20 protein-coding genes and 1 pseudogene are annotated in these 25,448 nt (G+C 68.1%); 10 read left to right on the top strand and 11 right to left on the bottom strand.

Going from position 1 to position 25,448, the window contains the following annotated elements; translation table 11 throughout:
• Positions 1 to 35 precede the first annotated feature (35 nt).
• The 4 genes from A9973_RS04700 to A9973_RS04685 form a co-directional block, all read right to left on the bottom strand.
• The gene (locus tag A9973_RS04700) at positions 36 to 677 is read right to left on the bottom strand and encodes a response regulator transcription factor (RefSeq protein WP_183012605.1); all 642 of its coding nucleotides are present in this window, start codon (positions 675 to 677) and stop codon (positions 36 to 38) included.
• Positions 674 to 2,110 (bottom strand): ATP-binding protein, encoded by a 1,437-nt coding sequence (locus A9973_RS04695; RefSeq protein ID WP_183012604.1) that lies wholly within the window; start codon positions 2,108 to 2,110, stop codon positions 674 to 676. Before A9973_RS04695 ends, A9973_RS04700 begins: the two co-directional genes overlap by 4 nt.
• 57 nt (positions 2,111 to 2,167) lie before the next feature.
• Positions 2,168 to 3,331 (bottom strand): HPP family protein, encoded by a 1,164-nt coding sequence (locus A9973_RS04690; RefSeq protein ID WP_183012603.1) that lies wholly within the window; start codon positions 3,329 to 3,331, stop codon positions 2,168 to 2,170.
• A gap of 92 nt (positions 3,332 to 3,423) precedes the next feature.
• The gene (locus tag A9973_RS04685; protein WP_183012602.1) at positions 3,424 to 3,870 is read right to left on the bottom strand and encodes a MarR family winged helix-turn-helix transcriptional regulator; all 447 of its coding nucleotides are present in this window, start codon (positions 3,868 to 3,870) and stop codon (positions 3,424 to 3,426) included.
• Positions 3,871 to 3,966: 96 nt separating this feature from the next.
• On the opposite strand from A9973_RS04685, the gene A9973_RS04680 reads away from it, so the two are divergent.
• Complete coding sequence (locus A9973_RS04680; RefSeq protein WP_183012601.1) at positions 3,967 to 5,769, top strand: chloride channel protein; 1,803 nt, start codon at positions 3,967 to 3,969, stop codon at positions 5,767 to 5,769.
• 4 nt (positions 5,770 to 5,773) lie between these two features.
• On the opposite strand, the gene A9973_RS04675 is transcribed toward A9973_RS04680, so the two are convergent.
• A complete protein-coding gene (locus A9973_RS04675; RefSeq protein WP_183012600.1) occupies positions 5,774 to 6,685 on the bottom strand; it encodes a LysR family transcriptional regulator in 912 nt (303 codons plus the stop codon).
• Positions 6,686 to 6,821: 136 nt separating this feature from the next.
• Between A9973_RS04675 and argC the strand changes: the two genes are divergently transcribed.
• A complete protein-coding gene (gene argC, locus A9973_RS04670; protein WP_183012599.1) occupies positions 6,822 to 7,754 on the top strand; it encodes an N-acetyl-gamma-glutamyl-phosphate reductase in 933 nt (310 codons plus the stop codon).
• 38 nt (positions 7,755 to 7,792) lie between these two features.
• Here the strand turns inward: argC and A9973_RS04665 are convergent, their stop codons facing one another.
• The 3 genes from A9973_RS04665 to A9973_RS04655 all read right to left on the bottom strand — a co-directional run bounded on the left by A9973_RS04665 (position 7,793) and on the right by A9973_RS04655 (position 11,889).
• A complete protein-coding gene (locus A9973_RS04665) occupies positions 7,793 to 9,877 on the bottom strand; it encodes a TerD family protein (RefSeq protein ID WP_183012598.1) in 2,085 nt (694 codons plus the stop codon).
• Positions 9,878 to 9,987: 110 nt separating this feature from the next.
• On the bottom strand, positions 9,988 to 10,872 hold the full coding sequence (locus tag A9973_RS04660) for an MBL fold metallo-hydrolase (protein ID WP_183012597.1): 885 nt from the start codon (positions 10,870 to 10,872) through the stop codon (positions 9,988 to 9,990).
• 111 nt (positions 10,873 to 10,983) lie between these two features.
• Positions 10,984 to 11,889 carry a LysR family transcriptional regulator gene (locus tag A9973_RS04655; RefSeq protein WP_370539442.1) on the bottom strand — a complete coding sequence of 302 codons (906 nt, stop codon included), beginning with the start codon at positions 11,887 to 11,889 and terminating at the stop codon, positions 10,984 to 10,986.
• Positions 11,890 to 12,010: 121 nt separating this feature from the next.
• On the opposite strand from A9973_RS04655, the pseudogene A9973_RS04650 reads away from it, so the two are divergent.
• The 4 genes and pseudogenes from A9973_RS04650 to A9973_RS04635 form a co-directional block, all read left to right on the top strand.
• Positions 12,011 to 13,618, top strand: a pseudogene (locus A9973_RS04650) (ATP-dependent acyl-CoA ligase); the annotation flags it as partial.
• A gap of 53 nt (positions 13,619 to 13,671) precedes the next feature.
• Complete coding sequence (locus A9973_RS04645; protein ID WP_183012595.1) at positions 13,672 to 14,985, top strand: MFS transporter; 1,314 nt, start codon at positions 13,672 to 13,674, stop codon at positions 14,983 to 14,985.
• Positions 14,982 to 16,130 carry a thiolase family protein gene (locus tag A9973_RS04640; protein WP_183012594.1) on the top strand — a complete coding sequence of 383 codons (1,149 nt, stop codon included), beginning with the start codon at positions 14,982 to 14,984 and terminating at the stop codon, positions 16,128 to 16,130. The genes A9973_RS04645 and A9973_RS04640 overlap by 4 nt, the downstream gene beginning before the upstream one ends.
• Positions 16,127 to 16,450: a hypothetical protein gene (locus A9973_RS04635; protein ID WP_183012593.1), complete on the top strand. Its 324-nt coding sequence runs from the start codon at positions 16,127 to 16,129 to the stop codon at positions 16,448 to 16,450. Before A9973_RS04640 ends, A9973_RS04635 begins: the two co-directional genes overlap by 4 nt.
• A 6-nt stretch (positions 16,451 to 16,456) precedes the next feature.
• Here A9973_RS04635 and A9973_RS04630 read toward each other — a convergent pair whose 3' ends face one another.
• Positions 16,457 to 17,284: a TlpA disulfide reductase family protein gene (locus A9973_RS04630; protein ID WP_183012592.1), complete on the bottom strand. Its 828-nt coding sequence runs from the start codon at positions 17,282 to 17,284 to the stop codon at positions 16,457 to 16,459.
• Between the two features lie 233 nt (positions 17,285 to 17,517).
• Between A9973_RS04630 and A9973_RS04625 the strand changes: the two genes are divergently transcribed.
• The 4 genes from A9973_RS04625 to gcvA all read left to right on the top strand — a co-directional run bounded on the left by A9973_RS04625 (position 17,518) and on the right by gcvA (position 20,874).
• A complete protein-coding gene (locus tag A9973_RS04625; protein ID WP_183012591.1) occupies positions 17,518 to 18,309 on the top strand; it encodes an amino acid ABC transporter substrate-binding protein in 792 nt (263 codons plus the stop codon).
• Between the two features lie 24 nt (positions 18,310 to 18,333).
• Positions 18,334 to 18,987, top strand: coding sequence for an amino acid ABC transporter permease (locus A9973_RS04620; RefSeq protein WP_006219374.1), 654 nt, complete (start codon positions 18,334 to 18,336; stop codon positions 18,985 to 18,987).
• Between the two features lie 37 nt (positions 18,988 to 19,024).
• Entirely contained in the window at positions 19,025 to 19,777 is a 753-nt protein-coding gene (locus tag A9973_RS04615) for an amino acid ABC transporter ATP-binding protein (protein WP_183013152.1), read from the top strand.
• Between the two features lie 179 nt (positions 19,778 to 19,956).
• On the top strand, positions 19,957 to 20,874 hold the full coding sequence (gene gcvA / locus A9973_RS04610; RefSeq protein ID WP_183012590.1) for a transcriptional regulator GcvA: 918 nt from the start codon (positions 19,957 to 19,959) through the stop codon (positions 20,872 to 20,874).
• Here gcvA and A9973_RS04605 read toward each other — a convergent pair.
• Together A9973_RS04605 and A9973_RS04600 are read right to left on the bottom strand one after the other, a co-directional pair.
• On the bottom strand, positions 20,807 to 22,357 hold the full coding sequence (locus A9973_RS04605; protein WP_183012589.1) for an efflux transporter outer membrane subunit: 1,551 nt from the start codon (positions 22,355 to 22,357) through the stop codon (positions 20,807 to 20,809). The genes gcvA and A9973_RS04605 overlap by 68 nt on opposite strands.
• 1 nt (position 22,358) lies before the next feature.
• The gene (locus A9973_RS04600; RefSeq protein WP_255469017.1) at positions 22,359 to 25,445 is read right to left on the bottom strand and encodes an efflux RND transporter permease subunit; all 3,087 of its coding nucleotides are present in this window, start codon (positions 25,443 to 25,445) and stop codon (positions 22,359 to 22,361) included.
• Positions 25,446 to 25,448: the final 3 nt, after the last annotated feature.

Genomic DNA, 25,448 nt, shown 5'->3' with positions numbered 1-25,448 from the left:
GGTATACGCCCGAATACGCGGGCATCTCCGTAGCGCTACGGAGGGCCCGGGTCCAGCAAGGTGGCGTATTGGCGGATCAATTGCGCCAGCGAATCGGCTTCGAGTTTGGCGAAGACGTTGGCGCGGTAAGTTTCCACCGTGCGCGGCGACAGGTCGAACTCGCGCGCGATCTCTTTGTTGCTCATGCCTTGCACGATGCGTTCCAGCACCTCGTGTTCGCGGCCCGACAGCCGCGCCAGCCGTTCGGCGGCGGCTTGCGTCACGGCCAGGCGTTCGCGGCTGGCGATGTGGGTCCGCACGGCGGCCTGCACGGCGTCCAGGAACACGTCATCGTCCACGGGCTTTTGCAGGAATTCCATGGCGCCGCCCTTGAAGGCGCGGCGGCACAGGTCCACGTTGGCATGTCCGGTCAGCATGACCACCGGCAGGTCGGATTGTTCGGCCAGCCGGCTCAGCACGTCCAGTCCGCTGATGCCGGGCATGCGGATATCCAGCACGACGCAGCCGATGGCGCAGGGAGCCAACTGCGCCAGGAAGGCCTGCGGATCGCCGAAGCCGGCGCTGCGCAGGCCGACGCTGCGCAATAGCAGCGCCAGCCCGTCCCGCACGGCGTCGTCGTCGTCGACCAGGTAGACCTGGGGGGAAAGCGCGTGGGTGCGCGCATCTGGCGTGGTCATGAGGGAGCTCCGGCGCGTGGCAGGCTGACGGTGAAGCAGGCGCCGGCAGGGGTGAGGTTGCGGGCGGCGATGCGGCCGTCCATGGCGCCGGCCAGCGTTTCGCACAGCGCCAGCCCCAGGCCCATGCCCTGGGCGCGCGTGGTGTAGAACGGCGCGAACAGCCGGGGCAGGGCGTCCGCGGCGATGCCCGGTCCGGTATCGCTGACGGTGAACAGGTAGTTGTCGCCGTCGGCGCGGCCCTCGATCTGGATGTGGCGCGGGCCATCGGCATCCGCCAGCGCGTCCGCGGCGTTCTGGACAAGGTTGTGCAGGATCTGCTCCAGTGCCACGCGGTCGCCCAGCGGCTGTGCGCCGGGCGTGGCGTTGTGCCACCCGAGGCGGATGCCTTGCCGCGCCAGATCCGGTTCGCGCAGGAATCGCAAGGACGCCACCATCGCGTCCGGATCCAGGGCTTCGCGCCGCGCGGGCGAGCTGGGCTGCACCAGGGCGCGCATGCGGCTGATGATGTCGGCGGCGCGTTTGGCTTGCTCGGAACTGGCCAGCAAGGCATGGCGCACGGCCGGGCGTTCGTCGTCGTCGTCCAGCAGGCGTCCGGCCGCGCGCGTGTGCGCCAGGATGGCGGTCAGGGGCTGGTTCAATTCATGGGCGATGCCCGCGGCCATTTCGCCCAGCGTGCTCAAGCGCACCATGGCCGCCAGCCGCGCCTGCTCTTGCTGGCGGCGCGCGTCGGCGCGCGAGCGTTGCCATGCCGCGGCGCCGGCCACGATCAAGCCGCTGGCCGCGGCCCACGCCAGCCACGCCATCCACGGCCACGCGTCCGGTGTCAGCGTGCGGGTGCTGCGCATCTGGAAGGGCTGGCTGGCCGCGCCCAGCGGCTTTTGCAGCGCGATCGTCAGGCCCCGCGCGTCCTCGGGCTGCCTGTCCAGCAGCGGTACCGGAACACGGTCGATTGTCAGGCTCAGGTTGGCCAGGCCTGGCGGAAAGTCGGCGGCGGGCACCAATTGGCGGGCGTCCAGCAGCAGGCTCCAGCTGGACGGCGCGATCAGCCAGTACCGCGCGGCGTCCACCGGCACGGTGACGGGCCGGCCCGATTGCCGCGCGCGTTCCAGCGCGGCTGGCAAATCCGGCGGCGCGGCCGTGCTGCCGGCCCAAGCGCCGTCGGCCAGATAGCCCAAGCCCAGCAATTGCGGCAAGGCGGGTTGCAGGCTGGGGGACAGGCGTTCGGGCGCGGGCGGGTGCGACAGGGCCGCCAGCGTGGCCAGCACGGCTTCGTGCTGCACTGTTTTCTGGCTCAGCATGCGTTGGGCGATGCTGGTGCTTTGGAAGAAGCGGTCGTATTGGTCGACGTATTCCTGGCGGGCGATCCAGGCGGCGCCCAGGCAGAACAGGAACAGCCAACAGAGGAGGACGCGGGTGCGCGATAGGAGGTTCACGCCTGAAATTATGCCTTGCGGCCTGTGCGGACAGGAATCCGTAGGGCTACGGAGGGCTCAGGCGACGCGCTTGCCCGTGTCCGCGCCCGCCGCGGCTTGCGAACTGGCCGACATCGCCATCTGGTACAGGGCCGCCACCAGGTCGGACTGGGTGATGAGGCCATGCAAGATGCGCGACGCGTCCAGCACCGGCACGCAGTGCAGGCTGTCGGACATGGGGCGCGCCAGTTCGATCACGGGCAGCCCGGGCGTGGCGAACGGGACTTCGCTGCGCATGCAGTCCGCCACCAGCGGGTCGAAGGTGGGCACGCCGTCGACGGTGGCAGTCGCGAGCCGGCTCTTGCGCGCCAGCACGTCCCCCTGCGCGAGCATGCCGGCGTAGCGGCCGGCGGAATCCAGCACGGGCAGCGCTTGCAGCCGGTGCTTGTCGAACAGCCGGATCGCGTAGTCCAGCGGATCCTGCTCCTGCACGGTGACGACGTCGCGCGACATGATGTCGGCGCATGACACGTCGCCGAAACGGCGCAGGCTGGCGCGCAGTTCGGCGGCCAGCACGATGTCTTCCAGGTCTTCCTTGCTGATGTCCAGCAATTCGCCGCGTTGGGACAGGGCCTCGTCCAGATCGGCGCGGCTGAAGCCCAGCCGGGCGCTCGGGGCGGCATCGCGGGTGCGGTGGCCGGGGGCCGGGTCGGCATGGCGGCGGGGGTAATTGCGCTTGAGCGCGCCATTGAACGCCACGGCAATGCACAGCAGGATCAGGGAGTTCAACCCCACCGGCCATAACGCGAAGCCATAGCCCAGGCTGGCGACGGACGGCCCGCCCAACACAGCCGTCAACGCGACGGCGCCGCTGGGCGGATGCAGGCACCGCAGGCTGAACATGGCGCCGATGGCCAGCGCCACGGCGACGGCGGCGGCCACGCCAGGCACGGGGATCATCTGCGCGCAGAACACGCCGATCAGGGCAGACACCAGATTGCCCGCCAGGATGGACCAGGGCTGGGCCAGCGGGCTGGCGGGGGCGGCGAACAGCAGCACGGCCGATGCGCCCATGGGCGCGATGAACCACGGGTTGGCGCTGCCCAACGCATGGCGGCCCACCCATTCCGTGCAGAACAGCCCGACCAGGGCGCCCAGGACGCCGTACAGCTTCTCGCGCCGGTTGACGCCGACAGGCGCCGGCGCGAACGCGCTCAGCCAGCGCTTGATTGCCACACCCAAAACGATCTCTCCTCGCGTGCTTGAAATATGTCGCGGGACGACAATTTATCACGCGGCGGCGCAGGGCCGGGAAACGCCCGGGGGGGCCGCGCTCAGGCGGTGTCGTCGCCGATGCGCGTCAGCAGGCGCGCAAGCAAGGGCCGCATGGCACGCAGTTCTTCCAGGTGCGAAGCCGACAGGCTTTCCAGCACGCGTTCGGCTTTGGGGGTCAGCACGACTTCGACGCGACGGCCGTCTTCGGGGTCGGCCTCGCGGCTGACGAGGTCCAGGCGGGCCAGCCGGCCCACCAGTTCGGCCGCCGTGTGCGGGCGGATCAGCAGGCGGTCGGCGATTTCGCCGACATACAGGCCGCGCCGCCCAGACGGGCTTTTGCGCGTGCCTTTGATGGCCAGCAAGGTCTGGTGCTGCTGCGGGGTCAATGCCAGTTCCCCGGCAGCGCCTTCACTGAAGGCGGCGAACGTGCGCAGCGCGTAACGGAAGTCGGCCAGCAGTTCGTAATCGGCGGGCGACAGTGGAGTGGGGGACGGAGACGTTTTCACGTCCCGATTCTAATATATGTCGTGATACGATATAAATGACCTGGCGCAAACCGGGGCGATTTCTTCCCAACATTTCCTTCAATCTCTGCATCGACAATGCCTACCTATCCTGCATCAGCCCCGGCTGCGCCAGCGCCGGCACCTGCCCGGGCGGCCGCCCGCCTGGGCGATTTCACCACTGACCGCCGCGTCGTCATGCTGATGGCCCTGGCTATTCCCGTGGGCCTGGCCAGCGTGGCCGCCGCCTGGGCGCTCCTGCGCCTGATTTCGCTGTGCACCAACCTGGCCTACCACGGCCAGTTCTCATTCGCCGATATGCCGATCACGGCTGGCCAGCTGGGCTGGGGCTCGGTCTTCATTCCCGTCGCCGGCTGTCTGGTCATCGGACTGATGGCGCGCTACGGGTCCGAGAAGATCCGCGGGCACGGCATCCCGGAGGCCATGGAGGCCATCCTGATCGGCAAGAGCCGCATCCAGCCCAAGGTGGCTATCCTGAAGCCGGTGTCGTCCGCGGTCTCGATCGGAACCGGCGGGCCGTTCGGCGCCGAAGGCCCGATCATCATGACGGGCGGCGCCATCGGTTCGTTGCTGGCGCAGACCATCCATCTGGACGACGCCGAGCGCAAGACGTTGCTTGTGGCAGGCGCCGCCGCGGGCATGACGGCCATCTTCGCCACTCCCCTGGCGGCCGTGCTGTTGGCCGTCGAGCTGCTGCTGTTCGAATGGAAGCCGCGCAGTTTCCTGCCGGTGGCGATGGCGGCCCTGGTGGCCGCGGCCACGCGCGCCTTCGCGCTGGATGCGGGCCCGGTCTTCGCGTACTCGGGCGCGTTGCCGTTCACGCCATGGAACCTGGTGGCCTGCGCCGCCGTGGGCGTCTTGGCGGGGCTGGGCTCGGGCGTGTTGACGACGCTGGTCTACGCCGCCGAAGACCTGTTCGAAAAGTTGCCCCTGCACTGGATGTGGTGGCCCGCCATCGGCGGTCTGGCCATCGGCATCGGCGGTTTGATCGATCCCGCCGCGCTGGGCGTCGGCTATGACAACATCCGCCATTTGCTGGCGGGCGGCCTGGCGTTCCAGGCGGTGTTGCTGCTGCTGGTGGTCAAAGTGGCGATCTGGTCCATCGCCCTGGGGTCCGGCACATCGGGCGGCGTGCTGGCGCCCTTGCTGATCTTCGGCGGCGCGCTGGGCGCGTTGGCCACGCCCTGGCTGCCGCAGACGGACCCGGGCTTCTGGGCGCTGCTGGGCATGGCCGCCATGATGGGCGGCACCATGCGCGCGCCGTTGACGGCCACGCTGTTCGCCGTCGAACTGACGGGCGATGGCGCGGCGCTGCTGCCGGTGCTTGCGGCCAGCGTCTTCGCCTATGGCGTGACCGTGCTGCTGCTGAAACGGTCGATCCTGACGGAGAAGATCGCGCGCCGCGGCCATCACATCAGCCGCGAATACCAGGTGGACCCTTTCGATCTGCTTCGGGCCTCGGCGATCATGACCCGGGCCGTAGACACGCTGCCGGACACGGCGACGGTGGCGCAGGCCGTCGCCCATTTCACGACGCTGCAACCCGTGCACACCAGTTATCCGGTGGTGGACCGGCAGGGCGTGGTCGTGGGCGAGGTGACGCGCGCCGACTCGCTGGCGTGGGCGCTGGACGCGGAGGACGGCGCCCGTACCTTGGCGCAGGCGCTGGCGGGACGCGAGCCGATGATCGGCTATCCCGATGAACTGGCCAGCCGGATCGCGGACCGCATGGCGCTGTCCGGCGTGGGACGAGTGCCTATCGTGGACCGCGAGTCCGGCCGCCTGGTAGGCATCGTCGGGCGCAAGGACCTGTTCCGGTCGCGCGCGCGCCGGCTGCGCGATGAAAGCGAGCGCACGGCGTACTTCCGCCGCGCGTCTTAACGCCTCAAGCGCCTTGGCTGCCGCTTGCCGTCCGGCGTTCCCGCAGTTCCCACAGCACGTCCAGCACATGCCGGGTGGCTTGTTCCACCTTTTCCGCCCGGTGCGCGATGCCCAGCGGACGCCATACCGCAGGCCGCAGCGGGCGCATGACGATGCGCGGATCGGGTTGCGGCGCGGTCGCCTCGTGCGGCAACAGCGTGGCGCCGTAGCCGGCGGCCACCAGGCTCTTGATGGCGTCGTTGTAGTTCAACTGGATGCGCGCGCGCGGGTTCAACCCGGCGCCGGCGAACCATTCGCCGGTCTGGCGCGACAACCGCGTCGTGCCATCGTTCAGGATCAGCGGGCGGTCCGCCAGCCAGGCCGGCGTGACGCGCGCGGGCGCCGGCCAGCCGGCAGGCAGGAACGCCATGACCGGATCGCGGCGCCAAGGTTTCAGCACCAGCCCGTCGATGGGCGGCTGCGGCAATGCCACCAGCCCCACATCCAGTGTGCCGTCATGCAGGCGTTGCAGCGTTTCCTGAGAGGTCAGCACGGCAACTTGCACGTCGATGCCGGGGTGATGGCGGCCCAGCGTCTCCAGCGCTTGCGGCAGCAGATGGGCGATAGCGCCCGTGGAGGCGCCCAGCCGCACGCGGCCGGACAAGCCCTGCACTTGCCGCTGCACGTCGTCCAGCGCCTGGTCGGCCTCGGCCAGCAGGCGGCGCGCGCGTTCCAGCAACGTGTCGCCGATGGACGTGGGCCGCACCTGGCCGCGTTTGCGCGTCAGCAGCGGCGCGCCGATGCGGGCCTCCAGGTCGGCCACGTGCAGGCTGACGGTAGGGGGCGCCAGGTGCAGCGCGCGGGCGGCATCGGCGAAAGAGCCCAGGTCGGCGATGGCCACCAGGGTGCGCAGACGGTCCAGGCTGATTTCACGCATGGGGTTGTTATTCAGAAAAGATGAATTGAATGGTCATGATATTCGACTTTTCTTATGTTGTAGCCGGATCGATGATACGGGCTTGCCACAACCCCTTAGCCCACACTCCCGCCTCCCGGCCGGGACGGAGCACGCCATGACCCATCCTCTAGTTTTCATCGACGGCGACCAAGGCACGACGGGCCTGCAGATCCACGAACGGCTGCATGGCCGGACCGATCTGCGCCTGATGACGCTGCCCGAGGCCGAGCGCAAGGATCCGCAACGCCGCGCCGAGGCGATCAACGCCAGCGACGTGGCCATCCTGTGCCTGCCCGACGAACCGGCCCGCCAGGCGGCGGCCTCTGTCGTGAACCCGACGGTGCGCGTGATCGACGCCAGTTCCGCGCATCGCACGACGCCGGGCTGGGTGTACGGTTTTCCGGAAATGGAGGCGGGGCAGGCGGACAAGATCGCGCATGCCAAGCGTGTCAGCAATCCGGGCTGCTACCCGACCGGCGCCATCGCCTTGCTGCGCCCGCTGATCCAGGCCGGGCTGGTGCCGGCCGATTATCCGGCCGTGGTGCATGCCGTGTCGGGCTATTCGGGGGGCGGCCGCGCCAGCGTGGACGCTTATGAAGGGCCGGACGGCGCGAAAGGTCCGGCGTTCCAGCTGTACGGGCTGGGCCTGGCGCACAAGCACACGCCTGAAATCGAAGCGCATGCCGGGCTGACGCAACGTCCCGTGTTCGTGCCGGCATACGGCGCGTTCCGCCAAGGCATCGTGCTGACGATTCCGCTGCATTTGCGCTTGCTGCCGGCGGGCGCGACCCGCCAGCGGCTGCATGACTGCCTGCAGCAGCGCTACGCAGGTACGACGCATGTGCAGGTGGTGGACAGCCAGGAAGCCGCGGCCCACACGCATCTGGATCCGCAGGTGCTCAACGGCACCAACGATTTGCGCCTGGCCGTCTACGGCAACGAGGCGCATGGCCAGGTGCTGTTGACCGCGGTGTTCGACAACCTGGGCAAGGGCGCCTCCGGCGCCGCGGTGCAGAACCTGGACCTGATGCTGGCCGCGATGGGGTAGGGGCACCGCGCCTGCCGCCCTGCGGGCCGGCAGGCAAGCTACAGGAACCCGGCGCGGATCCGGTCGATGTCGAAGGGCGTGATGCCGCGGTCCACGGCGAAGACCGTTTCGGCGGCGGCCGGATCATCCACGATCCGGCCGCGCGCCTGGGCGTGCAACGTGAAGAGCGTGTGCAAGTCGGTCTGCGGGCGTGTCAGCAACGCGCGCAGCATCAGCGAGACGCCTGACAGGTTGTTGGCCACATTGTTCAAGCGCGGCTGCGCCCGCAGCGCCACATCCATCCAGCTCATCCGATGGTCTTGCAGGTCCAGCGCCAGCGGCAGGCAGATCAGCGTGTTGGACGCCAGGTCTACCCGGTCCATCACCGTGCGCGGCTCGAAGGGTTCGCCCGAATTCGCGTCCTGGCGCGCCATCCAGCCCGCAAAGCACTCGGGCAGTTCGCAATAGGGCTGCAGGGTGTAGCTGTTCAGCACCATCACGACGAAGCGCACGCCGCGCCGGCGCAGACGTTCCAGGTCCAGGTCGATGAATTCGGCCGCACCCTGCGGGGCGTCGACGATGTCGCCGCTGTGATAGCCGCCGTAGCTTTGCAGCCGGTAGTAGGTCAGCGCGTCGACGAAGTTGAAACCGCTGTCGAACAGCGCGGCGGACAGGTCGACGTCGGCGCGGCCGCTGCCGTTCTTCCACCACAGAAACAGGCGCACGAAGGCGGCATCCGGCAGCGGCAGGCTGCTGCCGCGCGCAAGCGTGCGCAGGCTGCGCGAAGCCGACCGCTGGACGAAGGGCGCCGCGTGTTCGCGCAACGCCGGATCCACATAGCAGGCGCCCAGCGGCGGCAGCGCGGCAAAGCGCGCCAGCAAAGCGGTTTTGCAAATGTCGGAGACGGCGCGGGCCATGCCCGCCGGCAGCGGCGCACGGGTGTCTTCCATGGCATACACCTTGGCCACGTCGCCCTTGGGATAGAAGGCGCGCAGCGCGGCTGGCGCATCGCGATGGACGGCGTGAGTAGTCAGCTGCAAAAGCACGGGCGTGGAAACCTGATCCGCCACGCGGGCAAAGCCGGCCAGGATGGGTGCAGGGTCGGGGGCGCGGCGCAGCAGATGGTCCAGGCGCCGGGCGTAATCGCCCGGACGGCTTTCCAACCGGCGCGCGGCTTCGGCGTTCTGGCCGGATTCCAGCAGGGCCTCGATGGCGCTGTTGAAGGTGGGCGCGGGCTTGCCGCTGCGCAGCAGGGCAAAGGCGGCGGCCGTGCGCGGATAGCGGCCGGCGAATTCGCCGGGGTGCAGGAATTCGCCCAGGCGTTTCCAGCGTTCCGGCCAGCGCTGCATGTCTTCGGCGGCATTGGCATGCCGTTCGACCAGGCCCAGCAGCAATTTGCGGCGCCCGCGCGGCATGGATTTGAAGCGCGTGGGCACGGCCAGCGACGCATCGCCGCCGGCCAGCGCCACGGCCAACCGCAGGACATCGGTCGCGGTATCCAACTGCGCCTGCAGGAAGGCGTCGGTGGCCGGACCGGGCACATGCAGCAGCAGGTTTGCGGCCAGGTGCGCCAGGTTTTCCTTGAAGGGGATGGCGTCGGGGATCAGCCGGAAAATGTCGGCGCGGTACTGCTTCACGTACCAGGCCAGGTCGGCGCGGTCTTCATCCGACAACGAGGTGGCGGACGCCGCCAATCGGGTGAAGATGGCTTCGCAATCCGCCGCGTCGCCCAGTTCAATGATCTGGGGCTTGCGGCCATGGAACAGCGGCGGGCGCTCGGATCCGTCGCCCGGCACGCGGCGCAGCGTCAGGTAGTGATTGATGGCGTCCAGATAGCGCTGCGCGTCGTCCAGCCCTTGGACCTGCTGCGGGAAATCCGGATAAAGCGGGCGGTGCGGGCGGTGCGCGCCCGTCATCTGGCGCAGGGTTTTCAGCAGTTGGCGTCCGGTCTGCGTCACCGCCGGCAGCGGCCAGGCGGCCAGCCGCGCGACCACGGCATCAGACATGACGTAACCCAGTTCTTCGGCTTGCGCCTGGATCGCGGCCAGCTCCACGGCGGTCACCGGACTATCGGCCACATCGGCGGGAGGCGGGGTCTTGTCCAGAAGCAGGCGGCAACGGCGCCGCAGATAGATGGGGTTCATGTGCTGGTCAAATGGAAAACGCCTGCCGATGGCAGGCGCAGTGCGGAAAGCGGGAACCCTAGGTTTCTAGGGGTAGAAGGAAGGACTCCCATAGCCACGCACGCAGCTTATCACCATTTCATTTCGCCCTTGGCGACCTTGGCGCTGATGTCCAGCGACGCGGCGGCGCCGGCTTGGGGGTATTGCGCCTGCATCGCGGAGATCAGCCCGGCGCTGTCGGCGGCGCGGGCGGCTTGCGTGTCGAAGGCGCGGATGTAGCCCTGCGTGTAGCGGACCGATTCCAGGTTCAGCGGGGCGCCCGGCGCATAGTGGCCCGGAATGACGGCGACGGGAGCAAGCTTTTCGATGCGAGCCAGCGTGGCCAGCCAGTCCTTGTGCGATTGCGGCGTTTGCGTGTCGGCCATCCACACGTGCAGGTTGCCGAACACCACGACGCCACCCACCACGGCCTTCAGCGACGGGATCCACACGAAGCTGCGGTCCGGCTGCGGGCCGTCCAGTCCGGTGATTTCCAGCGTCTGGCCTTCAAGCGTCAGCGTGCGGCCTTGCAGCACTTGCGGAATGATCGCCTTGGCCGGCGCGTCGGCGCCCAGCTTCGGGCCCCAGAACGCGATCTTGCCGTCCACGGTTTCCTTGATGTGCCGCACCGTCGGTTCGGTGGCCACGACACGGGCGTCGGGGAAGGCCGCCAGCACCGTGTCCAGGCCGAAGTAGAAGTCGGGGTCGCCGTGGCTGATGTAGATGGTGGTCAACGTCTTGCCGCTGGCGCGCACCATCTCCACGACCTTTTCAGCTTGTGATCTGCCGAACTGGGCGTCGATCAGGATGGCTTCGCGCTGGCCGCTGACCAGCACCGACGACACTTGGAAGATGGCGTCGTTGCCCGGATTGAAGTGGGTCAGCGACAAGCCGGTGCCGGCGGCGTGGACCGGGGCGATCAACATGGCAAGCGCGGCGGTCTGCAGCAGGCGGCGCAGGGAGGGGAGGACGGACATGGCGGGCTCCTGGACGGAAAGGGCGGAAGGGGAAGTGGAGCCAGTCTAGTTGCAGGAAATGCGCAGATCTATCCCCGCGAATGCCAGAGTCTGTTGCAAAAATCGATCAAATCAGGCGGGCTTCCGGTCGGCCAGCGTGGCTTCGACCAGGTGGCGCAGCCACATCGTGCCGGGGTCGCTTTCGAAGCGCGCATGCCAGTGCACTGTGACGCACAGGGGCGGCAGCGTGATGGGCAGGGGGCGGATTTCGAACGCGTCATCGCGGTTGAACCAGATGGCCGCCCGATAGGGCAGCGTGACGGTCAGGTCGGTGCGCCGCACGATCTCGGCGGCGGCGGAAAAATGCGGCAACGTCAGATACGGCTGGCGGTGCAGGCCCGCTTCGCCCAGCACGTCGTCCAGCAGGCGGTGCGCGCTGGCGCGCGCGGCCACCAGGATGTGGTCCAGCCGCTTGAATTGGCCGCGCGTCAGGCCGGCCGACAGTACCGGGTGGCCGCGCCGGCCCATGCAGGCATAGCGTTCGCTGAACAGGTCAGCGTGGCAAGTATGGCGGCCCAGCCCTGCCAGGTTGCCGATGGCCAGGTCCACCTCGCCATCCTTCAGCGCCTGCGGCAATTGCTCCAGCGCGATCTCCAGCACTTCGACCTGCAAGCGCGGGGCCAGCGCGTGCACGCGTTCCATCAACAAAGGCAGGAAGACCATTTCGCCGATGTCCGACATCGACAACCGGAAGCGCCGCGTGCTGGTGGCGGGGTCGAACCGCCGCCGCAGATTGACGGCTTCGGCAAAGCTGTTCATGCCGCGTTCGATGGGGTCGGCCAGCGCAAACGCGATCGGGGTGGGCTGCATGCCCGTGGCGGTGCGCACGAACAGCGGATCATCGAAACGCTCGCGCAGCCGGGCCAGCGCATAGCTGACGGCGGGCTGCGTCAGGTTCAGGCGCTGCGCCGCGCGCGTGACGCTGCGTTCATGCAGCACGGTCAGGAAAACCCGCATGAGATTCAGGTCGAAGTCCACGCATGCCCTTGATATCAGTCTGATTTATAAGATAAATAATACCCATAAATTTGACACATAAATAGTTGATTCCTAGACTAATTCCACAGAGCCGCGCCACCTCGGGCAGCGGCCGCACAACCGGGGAAACGTCGCCATGCATGCGTTGACATTGCCGTCGTTGTTGGTGGAGCAGGGCGCCCGGCTGGGCGATCGCCTGTGGGTGCAGGCGCCGGGCGGCGCCTTGCGCTTCGGCGATGCGTCCGCCCAGGCTGCCAGCTGGGCCGCGCGCCTGGCCTCGGCCGGTGTGCGGCGTGGCGACCGCGTGGGCTTGATGGCTGGCAACCGGCACGAATTCCTGTCCGTGGTGCTGGGTTGCGGATGGCTGGGCGCGGTGGTCGTGCCCATCAACACCGCCTCGCGCGGCATGCAGCTTCGGCACATCCTGGCCAATAGCGGATGCGTGCTGCTGGTGGCCGACGCGGCGTCCTGTCCGGCGCTATCGGCCCTGGCGGCGCTGTCCGCCACGGAACCGGCCGACGCCCTGGGGCTGCGCGCCATCTGGCTGCTGGACGAGGCCGTATCCGCCGAGGGCCTGCCCGCGCCGGCCGGCCCGCCGCCGCCGCAACCTGATGCGCCGCTGCCGCCTGCCGCCGACATCCGCCCCGGCGACATGCTGGCCATCCTGTACACCTCCGGCACGTCGGGCCTGTCCAAGGGCGTGTGCTGCCCCCATGCGCAGTTCTACTGGTGGGGAAAGATCGCCGCGCGGAATCTGGAAATCTCCGATGCCGACGTGCTCTACACCAGCCTGCCGCTGTTCCATACCAACGCGTTGAACGCGTGCTTCCAGGCGCTGGTGACGGGCGCTTCCATCATTTGCGACGAGCGCTTTTCGGCCAGCCGCTACTTCGACCGGCTGGAAGCCACCGGCGCCACCGTGACCTATCTGCTGGGCGCGATGGTGCCGATGCTGCTGGCGCATGAGCCGGCACCGGCGGAACGCCGGCACCGCACGCGCATCGCTCTGGCGCCCGGCGTGCCGGAACGTTTCCATGGCGCCTTCACCGAACGCACCGGCATCGCGCTGCTGGAAGGCTACGGGTCCACCGAAACCAATTTCGCCCTGGGCGGAACGCTGGCCGAGCAACGGGCCGGCACGATGGGCCGCGTCGCGCCCGAGTTCGACGCGATGGTGGCCGACGAGCACGACGCGCCCGTGCCCGATGGCGAACCGGGCGAACTGCTGCTGCGGGCCACGCCGCCGTTCGCGGTCGCCACCGGCTACTTCGGCATGGACGACAGGACGGTCGAAGCCTGGCGCAACCTGTGGTTCCACACGGGCGACCGCGTGGTCCGCGACGCCGACGGCTACTTCCGGTTCCTGGACCGCATGAAGGACGCCATCCGCCGCCGTGGCGAGAACATCTCTTCGTACGAAGTCGAGCAGGTGCTGCTGGCGCATCCGGCCGTGGCCGTCGTGGCGGTCTACGCGGTGCGCTCCGAGCTGGCCGAAGACGACGTGATGGCGGCGGTGGTCTATAAGCCGGGCCAATCATTGACGCACACGGACCTGCTGGATTTCTGCCAGCCACGCATGCCGTATTTCGCCGTGCCGCGCTATCTGCGCGTGCTGGACGAACTGCCGCGCACCGAGAACGGCAAGGTCCGCAAGTTCCGCTTGCGGGAAGAAGGCATCACCGGCGACACCTGGGACCGGGACGCCGCCGGCTATCGCGTGGCGCGATAGCGTGAACCGGCGCTCGCGCGCCATTGATCCATTCGAAAATCCAAGGGGCGGCAATGACGATGGCATACAAAGGGGCGGCGTTGTCCGCCGCCGACGAGGCGAAAAGAAAGCGCACCCGGCGCGTGGTGATGGCCTCGGTCGCGGGCAACGCGATGGAGTGGTATGACTTCTTCATCTACGGCACGGCCGCCGCGCTGGTCTTCGGCGAACTGTTCTTCCCCAAAGGCACCGACCCGCTGCTTGGCACGATGGGCGCCTTTGCTGGTTTTGCGGTGGGCTTCCTGGCCCGCCCGCTAGGCGGCGTGGTGTTCGGCCACATCGGCGACCGCTATGGCCGCAAGCTGGCGTTGGAGTGGACGCTGGGGCTGATGGGCGCGGCGACGTTCCTGATCGGCTTGTTGCCGACCTACGAGCAAGTGGGCGTCTGGGCGCCGGTGGCGATGGTGGCGCTGCGCATCCTGCAAGGCGCGGCCGCGGGCGGGGAGTGGGGCGGAGGCGTGCTGCTGATCAGCGAGGCTGTGGGTGGCAAGCGGCGCGGCTACTTCTCGTCGTTCAGCCAACTGGGCGTGGCGGGCGGCTTCGTGCTGTCGTCGGCCGTCTTCATGCTGGCCCAGCAACTGCCGCAGGAAGCGTTCATGAGCTGGGGCTGGCGCCTGCCGTTCCTGCTCAGCGTGCTGATCTTCGGCGTGGGCCTGTACATACGCAAGCACATCCCCGAAAGCGAAGAATTCGTGCAGGCCAAGAAGACGGCCAAGCGCGGCATGCCCGCCGTGGAAGTCTTCCGCCGCTACCCGCGCCAGGTGCTGACCGCGATGGGCTTGCGCGTGGCCGAGAACGGCGGTTCATACATCTTCCTGGCCTTTGCGCTGGCCTACGGCAAATTTTTGGGCATCCCCAACGACGTCATGCTGGGCGGCGTGCTGGCGTCCATGTTCATCGAACTGGGCACGCTGGTCTGGTTCGGGCATCTGTCCGACCGCATCGGGCGCCGCGCGGTGTACCTGATCGGCTCGGCCGGGCTGGTGCTGGTGGCGTTTCCGTTCTTCTGGCTGGTGCAGACGAAGGAACCGGTCTGGATCTTCCTGGCCTTCTTCCTGGGCAATACGGTCTGCCACGCCGCCATGATCGGCACGCAGCCGGCGTACTTCGCGGAATTGTTCCCGGCCGAAGTCCGGTATACCGGGCTGGCGCTGGGCCATGAGCTGGCGTCGGTGTTCGCGGGCGGCCTGTCGCCGCTGATTGCGATGGCGCTGTTGCGCAAGTATGAATCCGCCACGCCGGTCGCGTGGTTCCTGGTCGGCATGGCCGCCGTCACCGTGGTCACGTTGCTCTTGACGCGCGAACCGCCCCGCGAGGACACGGAATGAGCGTGGTCCGCGGCCCCGGCATCGTCGGCGTGGGGGAAACGCCCGCGCTACGGCATCCCGACGCGTCGTGCAGCACCGCAGGGTTGATGGCCCAGGCCGTCGGCCAAGCCTTGCGCGGCGCCGGCCTGGCCCCGGCGGATGTGGACGGGCTGGGGGTGGCGTCGTTCACGTTGCGGCCGGACCGCGCCATCGATCTGGCCTGGCGGCTGGGGCTGCGGCTGAACTGGTGCATGCAGGACGAAATGGGCGGCGCCAGCGCCATCAACCTGTTGCGCCAGGCGTGGCTGGCGCTGGAAGCCGGGCAGGCCGACACCATCGTGCTGGTGTCGGGTGACCATTTCACCGGGGCGGATTTTGCCGGGCTGGTGCGCGGCTACAACCGCAGCGCGACGGAGTACCTGAGCCCGCTGGGCTGCGAAGGGCCGAACCCGCTCTTCGCCATGCTGACGCAGCGGCAGATGGCGCGCACCGGCTTGCGGCGCGAAGACTATGGCGCGCTGTGCGTGGCGCAGCGGCAATGGGCGGCTGGCAATCCGAATGCCGCCTACCGTCAGCCGCTGACCCTGGCCCAATATCTGGAAGCGCCGCTGGTGGCGCCGCCGTTGGGCCGGCTGGATTGCGTGCCGGTCGTCAGCGGGGCGAGCGCGTTGGTGCTGCGCGCGCGTCCCCAGGGCGCGAGCGTGCGCCTCGTGGCCAGCGACGCCCGCTACAACAACGACCAGCAGGAAGGCGACGGGCTGGAAACCGGCATCGCCGATTTTGCGCCGGCGCTGTGGCGCCGGGCAGGCGTGGGCCCGGAGGGCATGGACGTGGTCAGCGTGTATGACGACTACCCGGCCATGGCGTTGGCGCAATTGCGCGATCTGGGTTTTGCCGGCACGGACGACTTGCCGGCGTTCATCGCCCGCCGCATCGCGACGCGGGCCTTGCCCGTCAACACGGCGGGCGGCCAGCTGTCTGCGGGACAAGCAGGCACGGCAGGCGGCATGCACGGGCTGGTGGAGGTCTCGCGGCAGTTGCTGGGCCAGGCGGGGGCGCGCCAGTTGCCCGGGTTGCGGCACGGGCTCGTCACCGGCTATGGCATGGTGCAACTGCGCTACGGCATGTGCGCGAACGCCGCGGTGCTTGCAGCGGAGGCCGCATGAGCGCGATCGTCTTTCAGTGCCAAGCCTGCAACCATCGCGTGTATCCCGCGCGGCTGTGGTGCCCGGCATGCGGCCAGGATCAAAGCGGGGCGCTGCATATTGCCGTGGAGCAGGCCGAGCTGCTGGCGTGGACCGCGATGCCTGCCCGGCAGGCCGAGGCGGCGCCGGTCATTGTGGCGACGGTGCGCGCGCTGCCCGACGGGCCGGTGATGGTGGTCCGCCTGGACGCGCCGCCCACGCACACCGGTCAGCGCCTGCGCCTGGATGAACGCACGATGCAGGGGCGGTCGTTGCCGTGGGCATGCGCGGCGGCGGTTTAGCTGACGCTAGCCGCCTTCCGCTTGCTGGATGGATTCCAGGCGTTGCGCAAGCGATGCCGTGGACAGTTCGCCCACGCGCAAGTCGACCAGGCGGCCCTGCGCATCCAGGAACAGCGTGGCCGGCAGGCCGCGGTTGCTGTGCTTGCGCGAGGCTTCGCCCGCCCGATCCAGCAGCACGTTGCGCAGCGATGGCGCGTGCTGATCCAGGAACTTCACGACATCGGCGGGTGCTTCGCCCTGATTCAGAAACACGAAGTTCACGTCGGGGTTGGCGGCTTGCGCCTTGGCGAACGCCGGCATTTCGCGGCGGCAGGGCGGGCACCAGCTGGCCCACAGGTTGATGACGGTGGGCTTGCCGTGGAACGCGGATAGCGCGGCCGGCGCGCCGTCGATACCCTGCACGGCCAGCGCGGCCAATTCGGGTTGCGCCTGCGGCGTGGGCGCCAGCCAGCGTCCACCCCCGAACCAGACGGCACTGGCCAGCGCCAGGGCGCCCACCAGGGCGGCGGGCGGCGCATGGCGCCGAAGCGCGGCGAACAGCGTGTAGGCCCAGGCGGCGGCCAGGCCCGCCCATCCATGCCAGCCGCCATCGCGCAAGTCCAGCATCTTGATGGGATCAGGCAGGTAGTGTTCGCGGTATTGCCAGACGAAGCTCAGACGGGCCACCAGCAGGCCGACCAACAGCGCGCGCCACAGGGCGGTGCTCAGGTCGTTGGCCTGATCGCGCTGGCGGTTCAAGAGGCGCGCAGCCAGCAGGCCCACGGCGGCAGCCGCAATCAGCAGGGCGAAGTCGGAGGGGATGACGAGGGGGCCAAGGCGCAGGGCGGGTGTCATGCGCCGCCCGCCTGGGTCAGGTGAATAGGGGTTGCGCTTTGGTTGTTGATCGTCAGATGCATGCTGCCTCCCGAGTTAACGGGAAAGCCTATCACGCCGCGCGAAGAGGCCGGGCGCCGGCGTGCGGATGGGCCTTGCCTGGGCAGGTTGCGCAGTGACGCTAAAATGGCGGCTCGCGGCTGAATGCCAGCCACCCCGGCTTCTTCTTCATTGCGCCCGGCGCACCCATAACTATGAAAAAACTGACTGCTGTTTTCCTCGTGTCCGCAACCACGATGCTGACCGCTTGCGGCCCCAGCGACAACGCGCCCGCCGCCAGCACGCAAGCGCCGGCTGCCGCCAAGAAGGTCGTGGTGGGCCTGGACGACAATTTCCCGCCCATGGGTTTTCGTGACGCGAGCAACCAGATCGTCGGTTTCGACGTCGACATGGCCAAGGAAGCCAGCAAGCGCCTGGGCATCGAAGTCGAATTCAAGCCGATCGACTGGAGCGCCAAGGAAGCCGAACTCAACGGCCGCCGCGTCGACGTGCTGTGGAACGGCCTGACCATCACCGAAGAGCGCAAGAAGAACATCAGCTTCACCGCGCCGTACATGGCCAACCACCAGATCATCATCGTCGGCAACGCGTCGCCCGTGAAGGTCAAGGCCGACCTGGCCGGCAAGACCGTGGGCGCGCAGGACGGCAGCAGCGCCACCGACGCCATCGCCAAGGACCCGGTTGCCGCCCAGATCAAGGAAGTGAAGAAGTTCGGCGACAACGTCACGGCGCTGATGGACCTGGCCGCCGGCCGCCTGGACGCCATCGTCGTGGACGAAGTGGTGGGCCGCTATCTGATCAGCAAGCGCGCAGGCGAATACCGCGTGCTGGAAGAGAACTTCGGCACGGAAGACTACGGCGTCGGCGTGCGAAAGGACGACACCGAACTCCTGGGCAAGCTGGACAAGACGCTGGATTCGATGAAGCAGGACGGCACCGCCGGCCGCATCGCGACCCAGTGGTTCGGCACCAACATCATCAAGTAAGCGGCAAGCGGCGCGACGTACTGAATGGACTACGTACTCTCCCTGTTGGGGCCTATGGCGGAAGGCGCGAAAGTGACCTTGACGCTGTTTTTTATCACGCTGGCCCTGGCCGTGCCCCTGGGGCTGGTGCTGGCGCTTGCGCGGATTTCGAAATGGCCGCTGCTGAGCAACCTGGTCAACGGCTACATCTGGCTCATGCGCGGCACGCCGCTGATGCTGCAGATGCTGTTCATCTATTTCGCATTGCCGTTCGTACCGGTGGTGGGCGTGCGCCTGCCGGACTTTCCGGCGGCCGTGGTGGCGTTCGCGCTGAACTACGCAGCGTATTTCGCCGAGATCTTCCGCGCCGGCATCCAGTCGGTGGACCGGGGGCAGTACGAAGGCAGCAAGGTGCTGGGCATGACCTATCTGCAGACGCTGCGCCGCATCGTGCTGCCGCAGATGGTGCAGCGCGTGCTGCCGCCGATGAGCAATGAGACCATCACCCTGGTGAAGGACACGTCGCTGATCTACGTGCTGGCGCTGAACGACATCTTGCGGACAGCGCGCGGCATCGTGCAGCGCGACTTCACGACCACGCCGTTCCTGGTCGCCGCCGCCTTCTATCTCCTCATGACGCTGGTGTTGACATGGTTCTTCCAGCACATGGAAAAGCGCTATGCCAAATATGACCAGTAACCTGGCGCCGGGCGCCGACGCGGCCGCGCGCCCCGTCATGATCCAGGCCCGCGGCATCATCAAGTCGTTCGGCGCCAACCGCGTGCTGGACCAGGTGTCGCTGACGCTGGGCCAGGGCGAAGTCGTGGCGGTGATCGGCCCGTCGGGGTCGGGCAAGAGCACGTTCCTGCGCTGCCTGAACCACCTGGAAACCATCGACGAAGGCAGCATCGACGTCGAAGGCGAGACCATGGCCCGCGCCGTCGACGGCGGCCGCAGCCAGTACGCCAGCGACGCCGACGTGCGCCGCATTTGCCGCAAGATGGGCATGGTGTTCCAGTCGTTCAACCTGTTTCCGCACATGACGGTGCTGCAGAACATCATCGAAGCGCCGCTGACCGTGAAGGGCATGTCCAAGGCCCAGATCATCCCGAAAGCAGAAGAGCTGCTGCGCAAGGTCGGTCTGCTGAACAAGCGCGACAACTATCCCACGCGGCTGTCGGGCGGCCAGAAGCAGCGCGTGGCGATCGCCCGCGCGTTGGCGATGGAGCCCGACATCATGTTGTTCGACGAACCCACGTCCGCGCTGGACCCGGAACTGACGGGCGAAGTGCTGCGCACGATGAAGCAACTGGCCGACGAGCGCATGACCATGTTGGTCGTCACGCACGAAATGGGCTTCGCCCGCGAAGTGGCGCACCGCGTCATCTTCATGGACGAAGGCCGCATCGTCGAGGAAGCGCCGTCGGCGGATTTCTTCCGGGCGCCGCAACATGCCCGTAGCCGGGAATTCCTGGCGCATATGCTCTGATTGCCTGGCCGCTTGCGGCCTGGCATCGCTTGCCACAGCCCGCTTTCAAGCGGGCTGTTTTCTTTTTAGCTCAGCTAACTTTTGTCACGGTGCGGTCCAGGTAAGTTCACCGGCTATCTTGAGAGCTTGCATGATATTCTTATTGGGTTAAGACATTAGTTTTTCTAAAGGAATGCACCATGGGTGCCGTGCTGCCTTTGCTTGCCTTGCGGGCCTTTACCGAGACCGCGCGCCTGGGCAGCCTGAAAGCCGCCGCCGAGGCGCTGGGCGTGACGCCCGGCGCGGTCAGCCAGCAAATCCGCTTGCTGGAAGACAGGCTGGGTTTGGCGCTATTCGTGCGCGAACGTCACGGCGTACGCCTGACGCCTGCTGGCGCCAGCGCCTATCCGGGGTTGCTGCGGGCCTTCGACCAGATCGAAAAGTCGTTGTCGCTGCTGGAGTCGTACGGCGCGCAACGCACGCTGACCGTCAGCACCGTGCCGTCGTTCGCCTCGTCCTGGCTGGTGCCACGTATCGGCAGGTTCTCGGCCTTGCATCCTGATATCGAGGTGAGGGTGGAGGCGTCGTCCAAGCTGGTCGACTTCAAGCGCGACCGCATCGACGTGGCGTTGCGCCACGGCCTGGGGCACTACCCGGGCCTGTCGACATTCAGGCTGATGACGCCCGTGCTGTTGCCGGTGGCCAGTCCGGCGCTGCTGGCGCAAGGCCCGGCCATCCGATCGGCCGAAGATTGCCTGAAGTACCCGTTGCTGCAGGATTCCGACCGCGCCGATTGGGCGCTGTGGCTACAGGCGCATGGGGTGGACGCCGGGGCCGACGCGCAACGCGGCCCCAGCTTTGAAGACGACCTGCTGCTGCTGCGCGCCGCCGGCACCGGTCAAGGCATCGCGCTGGTGCAGGACACGCATGCCCGGGAAGACATCGAATCGGGCCGGCTTGCTCTTGCGCTGGACCGGCCCTGGCCCGCGCGCTTTGCGTACTACATCGTCAGCCGGCCGGACGCCGTAGCGCGGCCGGAAGTGCAGGCGTTCATCGACTGGGTGAAGGCCGAAGCGGCAGAGTCGGCGCAAGAACCGTCGATGCTGGCGGCGCACTGACCGTCGCACTGCCAGCCGGATTGGCCGGCACGCCGGGCACGGCCGTATCCCAACCGCCTCCCAAGGCGCGGATCAGCCGCACCGTCGCACGCGCCCAGTCTCCGTCCAGCCTTGCCGTGGCCAGTTCTTGCTGCAACAGCGTCCGGTCCGCATCGATGACGTCCAGCTGCGTATGGGTGCCGGTTTCATATTGCAGGCGGGACAGCTCGGCGGAGCGCTCGGCGGCCTGCCGCGCGTTGTCTTGCGCTGCCTGCTGGGGGGCAAGCAGGCGCAGGGCCGCGAGGTTGTCTTCGACTTCCCTGAACGCATTAAGCAGCGTCTCGCGATAGCGCGCCGCCTCTTCTTCGAAGACGGCCTGCGCCCCGTTGATATCGGCCTGGCGCTTGCCGCCATCAAGGACAGGCAGGGTCAGCGCGGTGCCCAGGAACGGCCCTAGCAAGAAAGTCCGGCTGGACCAGTGGAACAATTGGCTCAGGTCGGCGGACTCGAATCCGGCCGACCCTGTCAGTTCCAACCTGGGAAAGAATGCCGCTCGGGCCGCGCCGACGCGGGCATAGGCTGCCGCCATGGCGCGTTCGGCGGCGGCGATGTCCGGCCGGCGTTCCAGCAGGTCCGAAGGCAGGCCTGCCGGCACGGCGACGGCGATGCGGGTCAGCGGTTGCGGCGGCAAGCTGAACTCGGCGGGCGCCTTGCCGACCAGGACGGCCAGCGCGTGTTCGGCATTCGCTCGGAGCCGTTCTGCGCCCAGGGCGTCGGCGCGGGCGCTTTCCCATTCTTGCCGGGCGCGCGCGACATCGCGCTCGGCCGCGTCGCCGCCTTCATGGCGCATGCGGCTCAACTGATAACTGCGTTCCCGCAGCTCAAGCGTGCGTTGGTAGATGCGCTGCGCGGCGTCCAGCTCGCGGATCAGGAAGTAGGCATCGGCCAAGTCTGCCTGCAGCGCCAGCAAGGTCAGCCGGTACAGCGCGCTTGTGCGGTCCCTGTCGGCGGTGGCCGCGCTGATGGTCGATGCCACCCGGCCGAACAGGTCGGCCTCGTAGGCCACGGCGCCTTCGACCCGCCATAGCGTCGAATGCGCGGCCGGCCCGCCATCGCGCTCGCCCTGCGAGGCGGGGGACTCCCGCTGGCGCGTCGGACCGAACCCAAGGTCCATCCTGGGGAACAGCGATGCGCGTGACTGACGGTGCTGGGCGCGGGACTGCTGCAATCTTGCGTAGGCGGCCTGCAGCGTCGGATTGGCGTCTTGCGCGGCGGCTTGTAGCGCATTGAGCGCCGGGTCTTGAAAGACAGTCCACCAGGCGCCGCGCAGCGCGTCGTCGGCAGGCGATGCCGGCTTCCAGGCGCCATCCGGGCCAGCCTCCGCCTGCTTGTAATGCGACGGGACAGGTCCGGTGTCGGGGGGGTAGGCGGGCTGGAGCGAGCAGCCGGCCAGCGCCAGGGTCGCCAGCGCAAGGGCCGGGCGGGAAGGGAATAGGGAGTGCATGTCAGGGGTTTCCGGGCAAAGCGGGAGTGGGGGCAACGGTGTGGCCCGGCTGGCCGGCGGCGGTCGCCCCGGCCAGATCGCGGCCGAACCGCGCGTAGACGGCGGGCAGCACGAACAACGTGAACAGCGTGCCCACCAGCAGTCCGGCCACAAGGACCGTGGCGATCGCCCGCTGGCTGCCCGCGCCGGCGCCGTTCGCGAACAGCAGCGGCATCAGGCCGCCCACCATGGCTGCCGTGGTCATCAGGATGGGGCGGATGCGGGTCGCCGCCGCGGCGCGCACGGCCTGCACGCGGTCCAGGCCCTTGGTCCGTTGCTCTACGTTGGCGAATTCCACGATCAGGATGCCGTGTTTGGTGATCAGGCCGATCAACGTGACCAGTCCGATCTGCGTGTAGATGTTCAGTGTGCCCAAGCCGAAGAACATAGCCGCCAACGCGCCGCACGCCGCCAGCGGAACCGTGGTCAGGATCAGCAGCGGGTCGCGCGCGCTTTCGAACTGCGCGGCCAGCACCAGGAAAATGAAGACGAGTGCAAAGGCGAAGGTCAGGGCAAAGCCGCCTTGCTCCTGCAGGTACTGGCGCGATTCGCCCAGGAAGCTGGTCTGGAATCCGGCGGGCAGGCGGTCGGCTTCGCCTTGCAGGAAGGCCACGGCCTGCCCCAGGGGCACGCCGGGCGCGGGGACGGCGACCAGCGTGGCGCTGTTCAACTGGTTGAATTGCGTCAGCGCATTGGCTTCGACGCCGTTCTCCAGCGAGACGACCGTCGAGAGCGGCACTTGCCCGCCGGTGGCCGTGCGCACGTGGAACAGGTCCAGGGACTCGGCCGTCAGGCGCAAGTGGCGCGGTGCTTGCGGGATCACGTCGTACGAGCGGCCCTGGGCGCCGAAGCGGTTGACGTAGGATTCTCCGACCAGACGTGCCAGGGTGTCGCCGATCTCTTTCATGCTCAGGCCCAGATCGTGGGCCCTGGACCGGTCGATCCGCACCAGCGTGGTGGGGTTGCTGAAGATCAGGTCGGAGTCCACGAAGGCGAACTTCCCGCTGCGGCGCGCAGCGTCCTTGACCTTTTCCATGGTCTCGTAGACGGCCTGGTGGCCGGCGGGCGAAGACACCACGAATTGCACGGGAAACCCGCCGACCGATCCGGGCAACGGCGCAGGCAGGAAGGCGGATCCGGCAATGCCTTCGACGCCCGGCAAGGCGCCTTGCAGGTCCGCCATGATGGCGGCGGCGTCCCGTTGGCGGTCGGCCCATGGCGTCAGCATCACGCCCGCCCAGCCTTTGTTCAGCGCGCCGCCCATGCCGGACACCATGTACACGTTGGCGGCCTCCGGCAACGCACGCAGCGCGGCTTCCACGCGTTTGGCCTCGCCTTCCAGGAACTCCAGGCTGCTGGCTTGCGGCGCCTTCATGTCGACAATGATTTCGCCCTGGTCTTCGGCGGGCACCAGTTCGGATTGCAGGCCGTTGAACAGGATGGGCAGGCTGGCCAGCACGCCCGCGCCGATCAGCAGGGTGAGCCGGGTGTCGCGCAGCATGCGGCCCAATAGGCGGTCATAGGCGCCGACGAGCCTTGCGGTGGCGTGCTCCACCGCGACGGCGTAGCGGCTGGGCGCTTGCCGGCGCAACAGCTTGGAGGCCACCATCGGCGATACGGTCAGGGCGACTACGGCGGACACGGTGACGGCGGCGGCCAACGTGAACGCGAATTCGCTGAACAACGCGCCGGTCAGGCCGCCGATCAGCCCCAGCGGCGCGTACACGGCGACCAGCGTCGCGGCCATGGTCAATACCGGGCCGACGATTTCCCGTGCGCCATGGATGGCCGCGTCGCGCGGGGATTCGCCTTCTTCCATGCGCCGGTGCACGTTTTCCACCACCACGATCGCGTCGTCCACGACCAGGCCGATGGCCAGCACCATCGCCAGCAACGTCAGCAGGTTCAGGCTGTAACCCAGCGCCAGCATGATCGCGGCCGCGCCCAGCAGGGATAGCGGAATGCTCAATACCGGCACGGCTACCGCGCGCAACGAGCCCAGGAAGATGAAGATCACCAGAACGACCTCCAGGCTCGCGATGCCGAACTTGCCCAGCACATTGCCGATCGCGGCGTCGATGAAGACGGTGACGTCGTAGGGGATCGCCATCTTGGCGCCCGCCGGCAGATCCAGGCCGTTCAGGATGCGACGGGCTTCACGGGAGATCGTCAGCGGGTTGCCGCCGGGCGTCGCCATGACTTCCAGGTACACGGCGGGTTCGCCGTTCATGCCGGCGATCTGATTGCGGTTCTGGGCGCCGATCTCCACGGTCGCGATGTCTTCCAGCCGCACCAGGCTGATCCCGCGTTTGACGACCAGTTCACGGAATCCCTGGACGCTGTCCAGGCTGGTGTCCGCCCGAACGTTGCTGACCACGAGCGCGTCGCGCAACTGGCCCGGCGCCGCCTGGTAGTTGTTGTCCCGCAGCGCGGATTCGACGTCCGCCGTCGTGATGCCGTGGGCGCCCATGCGCAACGGGTCCAGCCAGATGCGCATCGACAGCGCCTGAGCGCCCAGCACGTTCACCGCGGCCACGCCATCGACCGTGGTCAGCATGGGGCGCGCGACGCGCATCAGGTAGTCGGTAATGCCCGTCAATGGCTGGCCTTCGGGCGCGGTGAATCCCGCATACACCACGCCGATCGCGCCGGGAGACTGGCGCTGAACCACGGGGTCATAGGCGTCGTCGGGCAGCAGATACCGCACTTCGTTGACCTTCGCCAGGACTTCGGTCAGCGCCGTGTCGGAATCGGCGTTCAGGCGCAGGTACGCGTTGATCGTGCTGCGGCCCTGGTCGGAAGACGAGGTCAGGTACTCCACGCCTTGCGTGGTGGCGACGGCCTGCGCAAGCGTGGTCGTGACAAAGCCCTGCATCAGGTCGGCGGATGCGCCGGGGTATTCCGTGGTGACGGTGACGACAGCGCTTTCGATGCGCGGGTACTGGCGAAGCGGCAGGTCGAGCAACGCGCGCAGACCGACGAGGGCGATCAGCAGGGCGAAAGCGGTCGTCAGGACCGGGCGGCGGATGAAGAAGTCTGTGAATGACATGGC

The organism is Achromobacter sp. UMC46 (assembly GCF_014170335.1).
Taxonomy (GTDB): Bacteria; Pseudomonadota; Gammaproteobacteria; order Burkholderiales; family Burkholderiaceae_B; genus Achromobacter.
The sequence above is the reverse complement of the archived record's forward strand: the minus strand, read 5'-3'. Positions and strand labels throughout refer to the sequence as shown.